Origin of the sequence: Aeromicrobium phoceense (assembly GCF_013868155.1) — a bacterium.
GTDB classification, from domain to species: domain Bacteria; phylum Actinomycetota; class Actinomycetes; order Propionibacteriales; family Nocardioidaceae; genus Aeromicrobium; species Aeromicrobium phoceense.
This window is the reverse complement of the sequence record NZ_JACEOG010000001.1, coordinates 1,317,028-1,330,701: the sequence shown is the minus strand read 5'-3', so window position 1 is coordinate 1,330,701 and position 13,674 is coordinate 1,317,028. Positions and strand designations below refer to the sequence as shown.

The following is a 13,674-nucleotide window of genomic DNA, read 5'->3' as shown; positions in this document are numbered from 1 at the left end:
CGGCTCAGCGGTCGCGCAGGCGCGGGGCGAGGTCGCGCTCGAACAGCTCGAGGAAGCGCTCCTGGTCGTGGCCGGGGGCGTGGAACACGAGGTGGTTGAAGCCCCAGTCGACGTACTGGCCGATCATCGCGGCGACCTCGTCGGGGTCCGAGCCCACGATCCAGCGCTTCGCGATCTGCTCGATGGGCAGCGCGTCGGCGGCCTTCTCCATCTCGACCGGGTCGGTGATCGAGTGCTTCTGCTCGGGCGTGAGCGACAGCGGCGACCAGAACCGCGTGTTCTCCAGCGCCAGCTCGGGATCGGTGTCGTACGAGAGCTTGATCTCGATCATCCGGTCGGCGGCGTCGGGGTCGCGGTCGGCCTTCTCGGCGCCCTCGCGGAACGCCGGCAGCAGCTTCTCGGTGTAGAGCTCAGCGCCCTTGCCGGACGTGCAGATCGAGCCGTCACCGACGCGGCCGGCGTAGCGGGCCACCATGGGTCCGCCCGCCGCGATGTACACGGGGATGGGCTCGTCGGGCCGGTCGTAGATCGAGGCGTCGTGGGTCGAGTAGTACTCGCCCTCGAACGACACGCGCTCGTTCGACCAGAGCTCGCGCATGAGCCGCACCGACTCGCGCAGGCGGGCGAAGCGCTCCTTGAACTCGGGCCAGTCCTGCTCGCCCGCGCCGCGGAATCCGGTGGCGATCTCGTTGAGGGCCTCGCCGGTGCCGACGCCCAGGACGATCCGACCCGGGTACAGGCAGCCCATCGTCGCGAACGCCTGCGCGATCACGGCGGGGTTGTAGCGGAAGGTCGGCGTCATCACCGAGGTGCCGATGACGACCGACTCGGTCCGCTCCCCCACCGCGGTCATCCACGCGAGCGAGAACGGGGCGTGCCCGCCGACGTGGCGCCATGGCTGGAAGTGGTCGCTCGTCCAGACCGACTCCATCCCGTGCGCCTCGGCGGAGACGGCGAACTCCACCAGGTCGCGCGGACCGAACTGCTCGGCCGAGGCCTTGTATCCCAGCTTCAGCTCGTTCATGACGCCACCGCCTTCGAAACAGCACAGTCTGGCAGTGCCGTCATTCGTGACTTCATGCTCACTCGCTGGCGCTCGTTCATGACGACTCCTTCGGGGCGTGGGCGGCGGCATAGACCACCTTGCGGGAGATTCCGGTGCGCCGCGCGACGTCGGCGATCGCGTCCTTCGTGCTGAGACCCTCGGCGCGGACCTCGGCCACCATCGCGGCGAGGTCGGTCTCGGCGAGGTCGGCCGGCGCCTGCGGCTCCGCGCCGGAGACCACGATCGTGATCTCGCCCCGCACGCGCTCGCCGTCGGCGGCCCAGGCGGCCAGCTCCGACAGCGGGCCGCGCCTGACCTCCTCGTGGGTCTTGGTCAGCTCGCGGCACACGGCGGCACGGCGGTCGGGGCCGAAGGCCTCGGCCATCGCCTCGAGCGTGGGGGCCGTGCGGTGCGGGGACTCGAAGAACACCATCGTGCGCTCGTCGGCGGCGAGGGCGCCCAGGACGCGGGCCCGCTCGCCCGGCTTGCGCGGCGGGAATCCCTCGAAGCAGAACCGGTCGACCGGCAGTCCCGACACCGCCAGGGCCGTGAGGACGGCCGACGGACCGGGGATCGCCGTGACCGGCAGGTCCTCGGCCACCGCGGCGGCCACGATCCGGTAGCCGGGGTCGGAGACGCTGGGCATCCCGGCGTCGGTGACCAGCACCACCGTGGCACCGTCGCGCAGGTGCTCGAGCAGCTCGACGGTGCGCTGCTGCTCGTTCCCCTCGAAGTACGAGACCACCTTCCCGGGCACCTCGACCCCCAGGTCGGAGGCGAGCCGGCGGAAGCGCCGCGTGTCCTCGGCGGCCACCACGTCGGCCTCGGACAGCGCGACGGCGAGTCGCCCGGACGCGTCCGCCACGGTTCCGATGGGCGTCGCGGCGAGGATCAGCACCCCTCGATCCTGCCACGGCGGCCCTGCGCCGCAGGTCCGGCGGCGGGAGAGGAATGTAACTCGGAGTTCGCCAGCCTCTCCCACGGAGCGCCGCGTCTGGCTAGGGTGTGCGAGTGACTCTGCTGGACAGGATCAGCCTGCGCGCGTGGGAATGGATCGGACCGATCGCCATCGCCCTCGTGGCGTTCGCGCTGCGGATCTGGAAGGTCGGCAGCCCCAACGCGCTCACCTTCGACGAGACCTACTACGCCAAGGACGCCTGGGGGCTGATCCACGGCGGCTACGCACGGGACGCCACGGACGACGCCAACGGCCGCATCATCAACGGCGAGACCGACGTCTTCACGCAGGACCCGACGTGGATCGTCCACCCCGACGGCGGCAAGTGGCTGATCGCGATCGGCGAGAAGATCTACGGCCTGACGCCCCTGGGCTGGCGGTTCGCGGCGGTCGTCGTCGGCTCGCTCATGGTGCTCGTGCTGGCCCGGCTCGTGCTGCGCCTCACGGGGTCGCTCGCGCTGGGGTGCATCGCCGGGCTGCTGCTGGCGCTCGACGGGCTGCACTTCACGATGTCGAGGATCGCCCTGCTCGACATCTTCCTGGCGTTCTGGATCCTGTGTGCCGTCGCCTGCCTCGCGGTCGACCGCGACTGGCTCGGCGAGCGGCTGGCCGTCGACCGGCGCTACTACGCGTGGCGGCCGTGGCAGCTGGCCGCCGGCGCCTGCTTCGGCATGGCCGTGGCCACCAAGTGGAGCGGCCTCTACGTCCTCGCGGCGTTCGGTGTCACCGTCGTGATCTGGGAGGTCTGGGCCCGCGGCCGGGTCACCACCTGGCAGGAGGCCGCCACGCGCGTCCTGCGCGTCGGGCTGCCGGCGTTCGGCTGGCTCGTCGGCGTCGCGCTCGTCGTCTACCTGCTCACCTGGACCGGCTGGCTGCTGCACCACGACGTCTTCGAGGCCCGGTTCGGCCACGGCTACGGTGAGGAGCCCGTGTGGGGCAGCGTCTCCGATCCCACGCGTGGCCCGCTGGGCGGCGTGATCGACGCGTTCCGCTCGCTGTGGGCGTTCCACGTGATGACCCTGGACTTCCACACCGGCGACTACCTCGCCACCAAGACCCACCCCTACCAGTCCAACGCGTTCGGCTGGCTCATCCAGTGGCGGCCCACGAACGTCTCGTCGAACTTCGACATCGCCGCCGACGTCTGTGGGGCGGCGGCCGACTCCAAGTGCGTCCGCCAGGTGCTGACGCTCGGCAACCCCGCGCTCTGGTGGGTCGGCACGCTCGGCCTCGTCACCGCGCTGGTGGCCTGGATCCGCAACCCCACGTGGCGCTGGAGCCTGCCCCTCGTGGGCGTGCTCGCCACGTGGGCACCGTGGTGGATCACGTCGGGCCGCCCGATCTTCACCTTCTACGCCGTCGCGATCCTGCCGTTCATGATCATCGCGCTGTGCCTCGTGCTCAACGCCATCCGGCGCCGCGTCCCCGACCGGCTGTGGTGGCCGGCCGTGGGTGCCTACCTCGGCGTCGTCGTCATCGCGTTCTGGTACTTCTACCCGATCCTGGCCAACCGGATCATCACGTACGACCAGTGGCGCGAACGCATGTGGTGGGACCGCTGGATCTGAGACGATCACCGCATCCGCGACATGTGAGGTCGTGGAGGCAAGGATCGAGACGATGGCCGGACCGGCCGAGCCCGCGTCGAGCGACGCGCCGGTGAGCGACGCCGCGCTGCTGGCTCGCGCCCAGCGCGGCGACACGTGGGCGTTCGGCGCCCTCTTCGACCGGCACGTCGGTGCCGTCTACTGGCAGGCGCACCGCGTGGTCGGCGACGCCGACGAGGCCGAGGACGTCTGCCAGGACACCTTCGTCACGGCGTGGCGGCGGATCGACGACATCACGATCGTCGACCGCTCGATCCTGCCGTGGCTCATGGTCACCGCCCGCTACACGGCGCTCAACGCCGGCCGGAAGCGGGCGCGGCTGCGGGCCGTGGCGCTGGAGCACGAGCCGGCCGACTCGGCCGCCGACCCGGCCGGCCACGTGGAGGAGGCCGCCGTCGCGGCGGCCATCGAGGCGGCCGTGTCCCGCCTCTCGGCCGTCGACCGCCGGCTCTTCGAGCTGTGCGTCGACGGCGACCTGACCTACGAGCAGGCGGCCGCCGAGCTGGGCGTGACCCACGGCGCCGTCCGCAACCGCGTGTCGCGGCTGCGGACCCGCCTGCGCGGCGACCTGCGTGAGGAGCGTGCGTGATGACCGGGACGGAACTGCCGGTGCTGGAGCCGGAGCGGATCGAGCGGATGAGGGCGGGCGTCATGGACGCCGTCACCGAGCACGCGGCGCAGGCGCGACGCCGTCGCCGGCGGGTGCGCGGCGCTCTGGCCGGCGCGGCTGCCGCGGCCGTGGTCGTCGTGGGCGGCGTGGGCATCGGGCTGAGCGGTGGTCTCGTGGGAACCACGGGCGGCTCGGACTCGGGCACCAGTGAGGTGAGCGACCTCGAGGCACCGGCCGCCCGTGAGGACGCCGGAGCCGCCGAGGCCGAGGCCGACGACGCGGAGGCGCCGTTCGTCACCACGGTCGTCACCCGCGGATCGATGTCGGTCGAGGTCGACGCGGTCGACGACGCGGTCGCCTCGATCCGCGACTTCGTCGGCGGCACGGGCGGGCGGATCGACTCCGAGAGCCTCGAGCGCTCGAGCGCGAGCCTCGTGGTTCGGGTCCCGGCCGGCGACGTGGAGCCGTTGCGCCGCGAGCTCGACGAGCTCGGAGACATCTCCGGGGTCTTCCTCGAGCGCTCCGACCAGGCCACCGTGATCGCCGACGTCGACGCGCGGATCGAGTCGCTGGAGACCTCCATCCGGCGTCTGCGGGCGATCATCGCGGACTCCTCCTCCACCCGTGACCTCCTGGACGCGGAGGCGCAGCTGACCCAGCGCCAGGGCGAGCTGGAGTCGCTCCAGGCGCAGCGCCGGGCCCTGCGCGACGAGACCTCGCTGGCCACGATCGACGTGTCGGTCGTGGCGCGGGACTCCGCGCGGTCGGTCGATCCCGGCGACGGCTTCGTCGGCGGGCCCCCCCGCGGCTGGAACGCGCTGGTCGACACCGTCGACGCGCTCGTCACCGCCGTCGGCGTGGCCGTGCCGTGGCTGCTGCCGGTGGGGCTCGTGGCCGCCGTCGCGCTGGCGTTCCGGCGGTGGCGGGCACGGCGCGACGAAGGCTGATGCATTCCGCCCCGCTCCCGTACCCGAACGCATCATCGTTCGTCTGACCGGGCCCCGGGACGGGACGCCCCTCGATGTGGCAGCGTGAGCCTCGACGCGGGCGAGGGCCGCCCGGACCACGGAGGTGCACATGAAGCTCGGACTCAGCCTCGGCTACTGGGGCAAGGGACAGCCGCCGGGCCAGGCCGAACAGCTGGCCCTGGCCGAGGAGCTCGGCTACGACTCGGTGTGGACCGCGGAGGCCTACGGCTCGGACGCGCTGACCCCGCTCGCGTGGCTCGGTGCCTCCACCTCGCGCATCAAGCTGGGCACCGGCATCGTCCAGATGTCGGCCCGCACTCCCACCGCCACGGCCATGGCCGCGATGACCCTCGACCACCTCTCGGGCGGCCGCGTGCTGCTGGGCCTGGGCGTCTCCGGCCCGCAGGTCGTCGAGGGCTGGTACGGCCAGCCGTACCCGCGCCCGCTCGCCCGCACCCGTGAGTACTTCGAGGTGCTGCGCCAGACCATCGCCCGCGAGCGGGTCGAGCACGACGGCGCGCAGATCCAGATCCCCTACGTCGACAAGTACGGGATGAAGTCGACGGGCCTGGGCAAGGCGCTGCGCTCGACCCTGCACCCGGTCCGCGACCAGATCCCGCTGCTGCTCGCCGCTGAGGGCCCGAAGAACATCGCCCTGTCGGCCGAGATCGCCGACGGCTGGCTCCCGTTCTTCTACTCGCCCTGGGACGCCGACTTCGCGCACACCGCGCTGGAGGAGGGCTTCGCCCGGCGCGCGCCCGAGCGCCTCCCCCGCGACCAGTTCGAGATCGCCTGCCCCGTGCAGGTGATCGTCTCGGACGACCTCGAGGCCGCGGCCGACTGGATCCGCCCGTTCATCGCCCTCTACGTGGGCGGCATGGGCGCGAAGGGCGCGAACTTCCACTTCGACGCCGTCGCGCGCCTGGGCTACGAGGAGGTCTGCGCGAAGATCCAGGACCTCTACCTCGAGGGCCGCAAGGACGAGGCCACCGCGGCGGTCCCGCTCGACCTCGTCGAGAAGATCGCCCTGATCGGCCCGAAGGAGAAGATCCGCGACGACCTCGCCGCCTGGAGCGAGTCCGTCGTCACGACCCTCATGGTCGGCGGCGACGCCGACACCCTGCGGATGATGGCCGAGCTGGTCCTCTGAGGCTGTCGACTGTCACCCGGCCCAGAGCCCCAGCGCGGCCGCGGCGAGGCTGAGGGCGAGCATCGCGGCGGCGTGGAGCGCGGCGGCGGTGAGCGCGCGGGTCCCGCCGGCGCGGGCCAGCAGCACGGACTCGACGCTGGCGGCCGAGAAGGTGGTGTAGCCGCCGAGCAGGCCCGTGCCGACGACGGCGCGCACGTCGGAGCCGGCCGTCGTCGATGCCACCACGAGACCGAGCACGAAGGACCCGGTGACGTTTACGGCGAACGTGCCCAGCGGGACCGATCCGCGGACCCACCGCGCGACCACGCCGTCGACGACGAAGCGCAGCGCGGCGCCGAGCCCTCCGGCGAGGGCGACCAGCGCGATCATCGGCCGGCCTCCCCGGACCGCTGCGCCGGGACGCCGCCGCCCGCAAGCACTCCGAGCGCCGCGGCGAGGACTCCCCCGACGACGCTCACCCCGGCGTACGCGAGCCCCAGCCCCGCCGAGCCGCCGCCCAGCAGCCGGTCCACCTCGACCGCGAACGTGCTGTAGGTCGTGAAGCCGCCGAGCACCCCGGCGCCCAACGCGGGCCGAATGAAACGCCACGAGCCCGAACGACCACCACGCACCGCGAGCAGCGCGACGAGCAGCCCGAGCAGGAACGAGCCGGCCACGTTCACCCCGAAGGTCGCCCACGGCCAGTCCCCGTGGGCCACGGGGAGGGCGTCGGTGAGCAGGGCACGCGCGGCCGTGCCGATCGCGCCGCCGGCCAGGACGAGGGCGAGCACGGCGGGCTGCAGGAACAGCGGCCGCGCGGTGGCGTCGTCAGCGCGCACGGGAGTCCTCTCGGTGGTGACGGCACGGGTGCGCGCCGAGCCTACGCTCCCGGGAACGACAGCGCGGTGGACCGTGGCCGGAGCCACGATCCACCGCGCGTGAGTCGAAGGGACTACCGCTTCATCCTGAAGACGTAGACCTTCGTGACGGTGCGGGGCTTGCCGCCCGTCGGCGTGTACGTGGCCTTGACACGGATCTTCGTCGAGGCGGCGCCCTTCTTCTTCAGCTCCTTCTTGAGCCTGTTGATCGTCGCGCGCGACGGCTTGACCCACACCGCGGCCTTGCCGGAGGTGCCGACCCGCTTCGAGACGGTCTTCAGCGCGCCCTTCCGGGACGGGCCGACGGTCAACCGGCCGGCGCCGGGCAGCTGGATCTTCAGCTTCACCGCGGCGGCACGGGAGTAGGCCGAGGCCTTGGGCAGCGTGAACGCGTTGCTCGGCGCGGCCGGGACGGGGACGGGGACGGGGTCGGGGTCAGGCTCGGGACGACCACCGGGGCCTTGATGCCCGTGCGCACCGCGGTGTCCAGGACGGTGCGCCAGCCGCCGTCCTGGCCCTCGGCCTGCGCGGGGCTCGCGTAGAACCAGTCCCAGGCCAGCGACACCGTGGTGCCCTTGCCCTCACGTGTCGAATACACGCCGGCATTGTCGTTGTCGGCGTCGGCGTACTGGCTCACGGCGCCCGCAGGCAGCGTGGAGATCTGGTAGGACATCGAGCCGTTGTTGCTCGGCAGCGTCGCCGGGCCACCGTGGAACGGGCTCCCGGTGGGTGCCACGTTGAGCCACTGGTCGTCACTGGTGGCCTCGACCTCGTACCCGAACAGTCCGTTGAGGGTTCCGAGGCTGTCCAGGGCGACGACGATGGTGCCACCGGCGTTGACCCACGAGACGATGGCGGACTTCGCGGCCGGCTCCAAGGCGGGCACCCACTCGCCGCGCTCGAGTTCGGGCACCACGAGCGTGTCCTGGCCCTCGAGTGCCGTGGTGACGGCCTCGGCGGTCGTGCCGGTGAACGGCGTCACCGTGTGGCCGTCGGCGCGCAGGCCCACGATCATGTTGGCGGCCTCGTGGCCCGGGTCCGTGCTCACGTTCTCGAGGTCGGTCGTGTCGACGAAGCTCGGGTCGTTGAGCAGGGCGATCTTGGCGCCGGGCGTCTCCGGCTCGGGGGCTGCCGTCGCGGCGGGCGCGGCGAACGCGAGAGCACCGGCCGCGAGGGCGCCGGTGAGGAGTCCGGACAGGACTCGGGACTGGTTCTTCGGGGGGATCATGCGCGTGAGCCTAGGGGCGCATGTGACTGCTGGGAGGACTTTCGTCCCAAGGTGGTGCCAAAGAACCACTCGATGTAGCAACGGCCACGGCTCGCACCCCCCGGACAGACGACGACGCCCCCGGAACTGGTCCGGGGGCGTCGATCAGACGTGGAGCATAGGAGATTCGAACTCCTGACCTCTTCGATGCGAACGAAGCGCGCTACCAACTGCGCCAATGCCCCAAGGTCGTGATTCAGGATAGCAAGACCGTCGAAGCAGTCGCTCCCGAGGGTCGGTGAGTCGGGTCAGTGCCCGACGGCGTGCTGGTCGGTGCCGGCATCGCCCTCGTCCACGCCGGGCAGCTCGGTCTGCTCACCCTCGACGTGACCGGAAGTCCACGCGCCCGGCTGGCCGAACTCGATGGTGCGGACCGTGCGACCCGCGCGCGGCTTGCTGACGTAGGTGGGCACCGTGATCGGCAGCGGGTCCCACAGCGGCTCGCCGCTGTTGGCCGAGACGCTGGGCACGGCGATCTGCAGCTGCTCGTCGAGGGCGTCGGCACCCAGGGGCGCGTCCATCTCCATGACGTTGCGACGGTCGGGATCGAGGTCCTCGACCTGGTCGGAGACGACGACGGTCATCTCCTCGTCGGCCGCGGAGCCACCCACGGAGGTGGAGCCGCGGTCGCCCACCCGGCCGGCGGCCCAGCCGAGGACCCGGCCCGTGGCGGCGGGCACGGCGCGCAGCCCGCGCAGCACACGGCCCTGCGAGGAGCGGCGGGCGATGCCACGTTCCTGGCGCACCATGACCCGGCACAGGACCAGCCAGCCGACGATCAGGCCGACGCCGATGGCCGGGGTCCAGACCGGCACGACCCGGCCGACGGCCAGGCCGGAGAGCGCCGCCAGCACGGCCACGAGCGTCAGCAACACGTTGCGACGGCGTCGGGCCGCGATCCGGGCGGCGTCGCGCGTGACGCGCGGACGCTGCGTGTCGACCGCCGGAGAAGTCCGGTCGACACGAGGGGAAGTCGAAGGGGTGGGGGCGGCCTCGGCGCGCTGCGGGGCCGCGGGGCTCTTCACCACCGGGCTCTTCTGCACGGGAAGGGCGTCCACGGGGCGCTCCTCGGCGGCGACGGAGACCCGGCGGGGCTCGACGACGCGGCGGGTCGGACCGTCCTGGTCCAACGAGGAGTTCTTGCTCGCCTCGTCGTAGCGACGCAGGACGAGCGGCACGAAGTACGCCGCCCACAGTGCGACGACGAACGCGACGATCAATCCGCTGGAACCCACGCTTGAAACCGTAGGTCGTGCGGCGCTCGATCCGTGGGAGCGAGCCGGGTGTGTCGCACCAGAGTTCACGCCGGCCCCGTCCGGCTCAGGCCGGGGGACGCTCCTGGCGCAGCCGCTCGAGCACCCCGTGGGGCACGTCCTCCTTGAGCAGCTGGAAGACGCGATGGTCGCGCCAGTCCCCCGCGATGTGCAGGTAGCGCGGCGCCAGACCGAACTCGGTGAAGCCCAGTTTCTCCACGACCCGCAGGCTCGCCGCGTTCTCCGGACGGATGGAGATCTCGATCCGGTGCAGGCCCGCCTTGGTGAACAGGTGGTCGCACACGAGCGCCACGGCGGTGGGCGTGACGCCCTTGCCGGCATGGCTGCGGGCCACCCAGTAGCCGATGCTCGCCCACAGGGCCGAGCCGCGTGTGATTCCCGTGACGGTGACCTGCCCGACCATGTCGCCGGCCCACGTGGCGGCGAACGGCATCGCAAGGCCCTCGCGGGCCTTGCGTCGCAGCGCCGCGATCGTGGCGCCGTAGGAGTCGGGGGCGGTTCCCTCGCCGCGCGGCAGCGTGGCCTCCCAGGGAGACAGCCACTCGAGGTTCTCCGCACGCAGCCGGGCCCACGTGGAGGCGTCGCGACGTGTGAGGGGTCGCACGCCGATCAAGCCGTCCGAGAGGGTCGCCGGCCAGCCGCGCGCCATCAGAAGTTGCGGTCCAGCACGAGGGTGCGGACGGTGTCGCCGAGGTGCAGCGCGCTCTCGTCCTCACCGACCACGATCAGGGCATTGGCCTTGGCGAGCGCGCCCACGAGGTGGGGCCCGGTGTGCGGCAACGGCGTGACCTTCGCCCCGCGGTGCGTGACCTCGAAGAACGCGGGGCGGTACTCGCGGACGCCGGTGTCGGAGGTGAGGTCCTCCGCGAGCACCGCGTGCACCTGCGGACGCCGGTAGGGCGTGCGGCCGAGCATGCGGCGGATCGCCGGCACGACGAAGACCTCGAAGCCGACGTAGGCCGAGACGGGATCCCCCGGCAGCGTGATGACCGGGGTCTGCTCGTCGAAGACGCGACCGAAGCCGTGGGTGCGCCCCGGGCTGATCGCGATGTCGGAGAAGGTGACCTCGCCGATCTCGGAGAGCGTGCGCTTCACCAGCGCGCGCTCGTCGCCGGTGATGCCGCCGGTGGTGATCACCAGGTCGGCGCGCACCAGCTGGTCGGACAGGACGCGCTTGAAGTGCGCCGGGTCGTCGTCGACGACGCCCACGCGGTAGGCGATCGCGCCGAGGTCACGCACGGCGGCCGCGAGCATCGAGGAGTTGGCGTCGTGCACCGAGTCGGCGTCGAGGTGGGCCCCGGGCTCGCGCAGCTCGCGGCCCGTGGACATGACCACCACGCGCGGGCGGGGCCGGGCGCGCACGCGGTCGCGTCCGATCGCCGCCAGCAGGCCGATCTCGCGAGGACCGAGGACCGCGCCCTCGGGCAGCGCGATGCCGCCGCGGGACAGGTCACCGGCTGCGTGCCGCACGCCCGAGCCGGCCAGGACGGCGCGGCTGATGGCGACGCGGGTGCGGCCGCCGTCGGTGGAGTCGGCCGCCACCACGGCGTCGGCGCCGCGCGGGAGCGGCGCGCCGGCCATGATCCGCACGCACGAGCCGCCGCTGATGGCGAAGGGCTTGCCCAGGCCGGGGACGATCTCGGCGACGACGGGAAGCTCGACGGGGTCACCGGGTCGGGCCCCGACCACGTCGGTGGCGTTGACGGCGTAGCCGTCGACCGCGGCGGAGGAGAAGCGCGGCAGGTCCTCGTTGCTGATGACGTCCTCGTGCAGGGTCAGACCGAGGGACTCCACGACGGGCTGGTCGTAGGCCGCGAGCGGTCCGACGCCCCGCAGGATCGTCTCGAGATGGTCCTCGACCGTCAGGCGCCCGGGGGCGACGCTGACGGGACGCGTCCGCGGAGGCAGCTGACCTGACGACATGCGTGCCAGCCTAACGGCCGTTCCGCCTCAGATCCCGGACAGCACCGTTCCGGAGGCCACGTGGCGCGGTCGGCCCTCGTCCTCGAGGACCACGTCGCCGCGCACGACCACGCCCTCGCCGAAGCTCCAGTCACCGCGCACGGTGAGGGACGAGGCGTACAGCAGGCCCACCGAGAACGGCACCCGCTTGTCGAACTCGCTGATCGCGCCGAAGTAGCGCTTGTCGAGGGAGACCGAGGGAACCTCGTCCACGCGCGCCCGCATCTGGTAGTCGGGGCCCACGTCGTAGACGTCGGACCGCAGCAGCATCAGGTCGTCGGTGGTCTTCACCGGCAGGAACCGGGCCCGGTCGACCTCGATCGCCGTGGCGCCCTCGAACACCGAGATGGCCGCACCCATCGCGGACTCGATCTGGATGACCTGCGGGCTGTCGGGGTCGGTGGGGTCGACGTTCTTCTGGTTCCGGATCAGCGGCAGGTCGAGCACACCGTTCGCCCGGTCGAGCTCGGCGCGCAGGGCCGGCAGGTCGAACCACAGGTTGTTCGTGTGGAAGTACCGGTGGACCGACAGGTCGGCCGCGGCGTCGCGGTCGTCCTGGGCGATCTGGGCGGTCTCGCGCAGGATGAGCCGGCCGTCCGAGCGGCGCACGACGAGGTGGCCACCCTTCACGTCGGCAGGGGTGCGGCGGCACACCTCGGCGGCGTACGGCGCCCCGGTCTGGGCGAACCAGGCCATCATCGCGGGGTCGGGCACGGCGCCGAGGTTGTCGGCGTTGGAGATCGAGGCGTAGCGGTAGCCGGCCTCGATCAGCTGGTCCAGGACGCCCGAGGCGTCGAGCGCCGTGTAGAGGTCGGCGTGTCCGGGCGGGCACCACTCGAGCGACGGGTCGTCGGGCCAGTCGACGGGCTCGAGCGTCTCGGCGTCGAGGCGCGGCTCGCGGTTCTGCAGGAAGTCGAGCGGCAGGTCGCCGACCCGGAGCTCCGGGTAGCGCGCCAGCGTCGCGAGGGTGTCGTCACGGGTGCGAAAGCTGTTCATGAACAGCAGCGGCAGGTCGACGCCCAGGGTGGAGCGCACGTGCCAGACCTGGTCGACGATGAGGTCCAGGAAGCTGAGGCGGTGCTTGATCGGCAGCAGGGACTTCGCCTGCGTCATCCCCATCGTGGTGCCGAGCCCGCCGTTGAGCTTGATGACCACGGTCTCGGCGGCGGCGCGACGCAGGGTCTCGGCGGCGAAGTCGAGCGACTCGATGCTCGCGACGTCCTTCAGCGGCTCGACCTCGGACTCCGGGATCAGGCCGGACGCGCCCTCGTGGAGCTGGTGGTAGAACGCCGTGAAGACGTCGATGGCCTGCTCGGGCAGTCCGTCCGAGCGCATCTTCTCCTGTGCGGCTGCCAGTGCATTCATCGGCCCTAGGCTAGCGCCATGTCGACTTCCGTGACGGGTGAGAAGTCCAACCTGCGCGAAGCGGTCGCCTCACGTCGACGGGCCAGGTCGGCCGGGGATCGGGTCCTCGCGGCCGAGGCGATCGCGCTGCATGCCGCCGCGCTCCCCGCGCTGGTGCGGGCGCGTCGCGTCGCGGCCTACCTGTCGCTGCCGAGCGAGCCCGGCACCGCCCCGTTGCTCGAGATGCTGGTGGGACGGGGCGTCGAGGTGCTGGTGCCCGTGAGCCGGCCCGACCGCACGCTGGACTGGGCGGCGTACGAGCCGGGGGCGGTGGTCGCCGGCGCGCTGGGCGTGCCCGCGCCCACGGGCCCCACGCTGGGCCCCGAGGCCCTCGCCACGTGCGACGTGGCCCTGGTGCCGGGACTGGCCGCGGACCACGCCGGGAACCGGCTCGGCCGGGGCGCGGGGTACTACGACCGCGCGCTGGCGGACTTCACCGGCGTCACCTGCGCCGTCGTGTTCGAGGACGAGCTGCTGCCGCACGTGCCCCGCGAGCCGCACGACCAGCCCGTGGACCTCGTCCTCACGCCCTCGGGCACGTTCCGTCCCGAACGGGAGCAAAAGCCGTAGCG

At 72.4% G+C, this 13,674-nt stretch carries 15 protein-coding genes and 1 tRNA gene; 5 read left to right on the top strand and 11 right to left on the bottom strand.

Features of this window, described 5'->3' with window-relative positions:
- Positions 1-4: 4 nt before the first annotated feature.
- Positions 5-1,024, bottom strand: coding sequence for a glucose-6-phosphate dehydrogenase (coenzyme-F420) (fgd, locus tag H1W00_RS06405; RefSeq protein ID WP_181754688.1), 1,020 nt, complete (start codon positions 1,022-1,024; stop codon positions 5-7).
- A gap of 76 nt (positions 1,025-1,100) precedes the next feature.
- Positions 1,101-1,943 (bottom strand): 16S rRNA (cytidine(1402)-2'-O)-methyltransferase, encoded by an 843-nt coding sequence (gene rsmI, locus H1W00_RS06400; protein WP_181754686.1) that lies wholly within the window; start codon positions 1,941-1,943, stop codon positions 1,101-1,103.
- A gap of 113 nt (positions 1,944-2,056) precedes the next feature.
- On the opposite strand from rsmI, the gene H1W00_RS06395 reads away from it, so the two are divergent.
- The 4 genes from H1W00_RS06395 to H1W00_RS06380 all read left to right on the top strand — a co-directional run bounded on the left by H1W00_RS06395 (position 2,057) and on the right by H1W00_RS06380 (position 6,338).
- Positions 2,057-3,571, top strand: a complete 1,515-nt coding sequence (locus H1W00_RS06395) for a phospholipid carrier-dependent glycosyltransferase (protein WP_181754684.1) — start codon at positions 2,057-2,059, stop codon at positions 3,569-3,571.
- Between the two features lie 52 nt (positions 3,572-3,623).
- Positions 3,624-4,199, top strand: a complete 576-nt coding sequence (locus tag H1W00_RS06390; protein WP_181754674.1) for an RNA polymerase sigma factor — start codon at positions 3,624-3,626, stop codon at positions 4,197-4,199.
- On the top strand, positions 4,199-5,167 hold the full coding sequence (locus tag H1W00_RS06385; RefSeq protein ID WP_181754672.1) for a DUF4349 domain-containing protein: 969 nt from the start codon (positions 4,199-4,201) through the stop codon (positions 5,165-5,167). The genes H1W00_RS06390 and H1W00_RS06385 overlap by 1 nt, the downstream gene beginning before the upstream one ends.
- A gap of 130 nt (positions 5,168-5,297) precedes the next feature.
- The gene (locus H1W00_RS06380; RefSeq protein ID WP_181754670.1) at positions 5,298-6,338 is read left to right on the top strand and encodes an LLM class F420-dependent oxidoreductase; all 1,041 of its coding nucleotides are present in this window, start codon (positions 5,298-5,300) and stop codon (positions 6,336-6,338) included.
- Positions 6,339-6,350: 12 nt separating this feature from the next.
- Here H1W00_RS06380 and H1W00_RS06375 read toward each other — a convergent pair whose 3' ends face one another.
- The 9 genes from H1W00_RS06375 to H1W00_RS06335 all read right to left on the bottom strand — a co-directional run bounded on the left by H1W00_RS06375 (position 6,351) and on the right by H1W00_RS06335 (position 13,063).
- Positions 6,351-6,707, bottom strand: coding sequence for a fluoride efflux transporter FluC (locus H1W00_RS06375; protein ID WP_181754669.1), 357 nt, complete (start codon positions 6,705-6,707; stop codon positions 6,351-6,353).
- Complete coding sequence (locus tag H1W00_RS06370) at positions 6,704-7,156, bottom strand: fluoride efflux transporter FluC (protein WP_338072843.1); 453 nt, start codon at positions 7,154-7,156, stop codon at positions 6,704-6,706. The genes H1W00_RS06375 and H1W00_RS06370 overlap by 4 nt, the downstream gene beginning before the upstream one ends.
- Positions 7,157-7,269: 113 nt before the next feature.
- On the bottom strand, positions 7,270-7,542 hold the full coding sequence (locus tag H1W00_RS06365; RefSeq protein ID WP_181754667.1) for a hypothetical protein: 273 nt from the start codon (positions 7,540-7,542) through the stop codon (positions 7,270-7,272).
- Complete coding sequence (locus H1W00_RS06360) at positions 7,539-8,423, bottom strand: hypothetical protein (protein ID WP_181754665.1); 885 nt, start codon at positions 8,421-8,423, stop codon at positions 7,539-7,541. The genes H1W00_RS06365 and H1W00_RS06360 overlap by 4 nt, the downstream gene beginning before the upstream one ends.
- 151 nt (positions 8,424-8,574) lie before the next feature.
- A tRNA-Ala gene (locus H1W00_RS06355) sits at positions 8,575-8,647 on the bottom strand.
- 63 nt (positions 8,648-8,710) lie between these two features.
- Entirely contained in the window at positions 8,711-9,697 is a 987-nt protein-coding gene (gene sepX, locus H1W00_RS06350; RefSeq protein WP_181754663.1) for a divisome protein SepX/GlpR, read from the bottom strand.
- 85 nt (positions 9,698-9,782) lie between these two features.
- A complete protein-coding gene (locus tag H1W00_RS06345; protein ID WP_181754661.1) occupies positions 9,783-10,385 on the bottom strand; it encodes a GNAT family N-acetyltransferase in 603 nt (200 codons plus the stop codon).
- On the bottom strand, positions 10,385-11,659 hold the full coding sequence (gene glp, locus H1W00_RS06340) for a molybdotransferase-like divisome protein Glp (protein ID WP_181754659.1): 1,275 nt from the start codon (positions 11,657-11,659) through the stop codon (positions 10,385-10,387). The genes H1W00_RS06345 and glp overlap by 1 nt, the downstream gene beginning before the upstream one ends.
- A 27-nt stretch (positions 11,660-11,686) precedes the next feature.
- Complete coding sequence (locus H1W00_RS06335) at positions 11,687-13,063, bottom strand: UTP--glucose-1-phosphate uridylyltransferase (protein WP_181754657.1); 1,377 nt, start codon at positions 13,061-13,063, stop codon at positions 11,687-11,689.
- An 18-nt stretch (positions 13,064-13,081) separates the two neighbouring features.
- Here H1W00_RS06335 and H1W00_RS06330 point away from each other — a divergent pair, with 18 nt between their 5' ends.
- Entirely contained in the window at positions 13,082-13,672 is a 591-nt protein-coding gene (locus tag H1W00_RS06330; protein WP_181754655.1) for a 5-formyltetrahydrofolate cyclo-ligase, read from the top strand.
- Positions 13,673-13,674: the final 2 nt, after the last annotated feature.